Raw genomic sequence first — 3,389 nt, 5'->3', positions numbered from 1 at the left:
GAGGACCGGTTCATCGAGTGGTGGACGGTGCCGCTGTTCGCCGTTGCCGGCGTGTTCGCGCTGCGCCGTGCCGTTCGTCACCGTCGCACTTTCGACGCTCTCGTTGGTCTCTTCTGCATCTTTGTCGCGGGTGAGGAGTTCAGCTGGGGGCAGCGCCTGATCGGACTCACACCGCCTGCTCCGTTCCTGGAGCACAATTACCAGCAGGAGCTGACGCTCCACAATTTCGCCGACATCTTCGGCCAGCCGAAGACGGTGCTGATCCTCGCCCTGGCCGGCTTCGGCATCCTGCTGCCGCTCCTGTCGCTGAGCCGGAGCGGCCGCGAGCTGCTGGGGCGTATCGGGGCAACGTCACCGCGCATTGCCGCTGTCCCGTGGTTCGCCCTGGCGATCACGCTCCTCGTGACGTATCCGCTTTCGTTCACGGGGGAGTGGGTCGAGACGCTCGCCGGCGGCCTGTTCCTGCTGACCTACGCACCTGCCCCGCGCGATGCCGCCACGGCCGCCATGGCCGGCGCGGCCGTTGCACTCGGGCTCGCCGCCTGGAGCGGGCGCGGCGCAGCAACACCTGCGCAACTCGTCTGCGCCGAGGCGGAAGCCGCCGCGATCGCCAACGAACTGGCGTACGGTCAGGCCGCGACCGGTCGACTCGCGGGCGCGGGCAGCGTCCACAAGCGCGTCTTTACCGCAGTGGATGAAGGTTACATCGATGCGGAAGGACTCACTGCGCTGCGCGCGGCCGCATGCCCGGATGATGATGGTGCAATCGCACGCCGTGAACACATGATCGACCCGTGGGGCACCGCATACTGGGTCGCCACGGAGCGCAGCGCCGACAGCATTGCGCTCCGCGTGTACTCGTTCGGTCCAAATCGGCGCCGGGACGGTGCGGCGCTGTCCGGCGGCGGCGACGACATCGGTGAGCCGTTGGTGCTCCGCCCATAGTTCGTCACTGACTGCCACTTCGGATGCGCACGCGCGCCGTCAACCCGACATGTCGCCCCCACTTCGGACAAAGATGCAGGGTTTCCGGCCCCAGATGCCGTTTTCTCGAAAGCGCTTCGATCAGCGACGAAGCGTTCGCAGACAAACGGCGCCTGGCGCCGGAAAGTCGGAGTTCTCGCGCACCCACCTTGCGATGTGTCGAGTTGACGGCGCGACTGAGAGGCAGCGGATCCTCTGGCGCCCGGGACGTAACGAGGGCCCCGGCATTCAGCCGGGGCCCTTTCGTCATTCCGCCGGCCATGTTCTATCTTGTCACTGCACTCGAACGAACAAAGGAGCCGCCGTGCCCCCACGCCCCTGGATCCTCGCCGAGACCAACTGGCACTCCGTCCGCGACGCCACCTTCGACGTCGCTGTGCTGCCCTGGGGCGCCACGGAGGCGCACAATCACCACCTGCCGTACGGCACCGACGTGATCGAGACGGAGCGCGTCGCCGCGGAAGCCGGGCGGATCGCGTGGGAAGCCGGCGCGCGCGTCATCGTATTGCCGACCATTCCGTTCGGTGTGCAGACCGGGCAGATCGACATCCCGCTCTGCATCAACATGAACCCGAGCACGCAGGGCGCGGTGCTCGCCGACATCGTCGCCTCTGTCGAGCCGCATGGCATCCGCAAGCTGGTCATCCTGAACGGGCACGGCGGCAACGACTTCAAGGCAATCGTCCGCGAGCTTCAGCCCGACGTGGACCCGTTCCTCTGCGTCGTGAACTGGTACGCTGCGGCCGATCTCTCACAGCACTTCGATGAGCCGGGGGATCATGCAGGGGAGATGGAGACCAGCATGATCATGCACCTGGCGCCGGACCTGGTACTGCCCCTGGAGGAGGCGGGACCCGGGGCGGAGCGGCGCTTCCGCATCGGGGCGCTGCGTGAGGGGTGGGCCTGGGCGCCCCGGGCATGGACGTCGGCCTCCGCGGATACGGGAATCGGCAATCCGCAGGCGGCGACGGCGGCAAAAGGGGAAGTGTTCTTCGCCGCTGTCACCGAACGCATCGCCGGCTTTCTCTGCGATCTCGCGGATGCGGACGTGGATGACCTGTACGGGTGATCGCGCTGCGTGAGAATCGCGATCTCCAAGCCGCGCAAAGGGGCTGGCGGCGGAACCACGATGGCCCTCACGATTGCGCAGGGACTGCGCGACCGCGGTCATGACGTCTTCCTGCTCGCTCATCCGAGGTCGCATCTGCGTCTGCGCGCGCGGGAGCTCGGCTTCGACGTAGCGCCGGTGCTGATCGGGCGTGACGCACCGCGACTCGCATGGCTCTGGTCGTGGCAGGCGCTCCTGCGTCGCCGGCCCGATGTGCTCCTCGCCTTCGTCGCGCGCGAGAACGACATCGATTTCGCCGTGCCGCCCGCGCTTCGCCTCGGCATCCCGATCGTCGCACGGCGTGGTCTGACGGGCGTCACGCTCGATGAGCGGCGCCGCCGGCTCTTCGAGCAGGTGCAGTGGGTCGGCGTGTCGCGTGCCATCGCGCGCGAGCTGCGCGACGCCGTTCCCGCCGCTCCCGCGCCGATCGTGATCCCGAACGGCACCGACCTGCAGCACATGCACGACACGTCGCCGGCACGCCTCGACCTGCCCGTGGGCGCACTCGCCGTCGGCTTTGTTGCGCGGCTGCATCGAGAAAAGGGAATCGAGGAGCTTGGTGTCGCGTGGCCACGGATCGCGCAGGCGGTGCCCAACGCGCACCTGCTGATCGCGGGTGCGGGCGAGCACGAGCACGTGCTCCGCACCGCACTGGCTGATTCCCCCCGCGTCCACTGGCTCGGCTTCCGGCGTGATGCGCCGGCGCTCATGAAGGCGCTCGACCTGCTCGTGCTGCCGACCCACCACGAGGGATTCCCGAACGCAATCGTGGAAGCAATGGCCGCAGGCCTGCCTGTCGTGTCCACCACGGTCGACGGTCCGATCGAAGCCGTAGACGACGGACTGACGGGCACGCTGGTCCCGCCCGGCGATGCAGCCAGGCTCGGCGAGGCGGTGATTACGCTGCTGCAGGACCAGGGCACGCGAGAGCGCATGTCGGCTGCTGCACTGGAGAGCGCCCGACAACGCTTCGATGTGAATCGGATGATCGAAGCGTACGAGCAGGTGCTGCTGCAACGCGTCGGCTGACTATTGCTGCGCCGCGCCGCCCGCCTGCAGCAGTCCGAGGATCAGCGGCGTGACGTCCTCCTGCATCACGTCTTCGCCGACGATCTCGCGAACCAGCGTCCGCAACTCCTCCCCGCTGCGCGCGGGGTGGGCGAGCAACAGGGAGATCCTGCTGTCCTGCTCGGTCGCACTGCCGTGCCAGGAGCGGTACACGCTGGAGAAATAGAACCTCTCCTCGATCGGCCGCTCCGCACCCGACTTCGCGATGAGCAGCACGTCACCCGCGCGA

At 68.0% G+C, this 3,389-nt stretch carries 4 protein-coding genes; 3 read left to right on the top strand and 1 reads right to left on the bottom strand.

The features are described from left to right. From VFU06_05415 to VFU06_05405, 3 genes are all read left to right on the top strand, one after another. Positions 1 to 945 (top strand): hypothetical protein (locus tag VFU06_05415; protein HEU5208833.1); only part of this gene is annotated, 945 nt, incomplete at its 5' end. A 343-nt stretch (positions 946 to 1,288) separates the two neighbouring features. Beyond that, positions 1,289 to 2,053 (top strand): creatininase family protein, encoded by a 765-nt coding sequence (locus VFU06_05410; protein HEU5208832.1) that lies wholly within the window; start codon positions 1,289 to 1,291, stop codon positions 2,051 to 2,053. A 9-nt stretch (positions 2,054 to 2,062) separates the two neighbouring features. Beyond that, positions 2,063 to 3,121, top strand: coding sequence for a glycosyltransferase family 4 protein (locus VFU06_05405; protein HEU5208831.1), 1,059 nt, complete (start codon positions 2,063 to 2,065; stop codon positions 3,119 to 3,121). On the opposite strand, the gene VFU06_05400 is transcribed toward VFU06_05405, so the two are convergent. Next, on the bottom strand, positions 3,122 to 3,389 hold a 268-nt coding region (locus tag VFU06_05400), incomplete at its 5' end, for a hypothetical protein (protein HEU5208830.1).

Source organism: Longimicrobiales bacterium (assembly GCA_035764935.1).
GTDB lineage: Bacteria > Gemmatimonadota > Gemmatimonadetes > Longimicrobiales > RSA9 > DASTYK01.
This window is presented reverse-complemented; position numbering and strand designations above follow the sequence as displayed.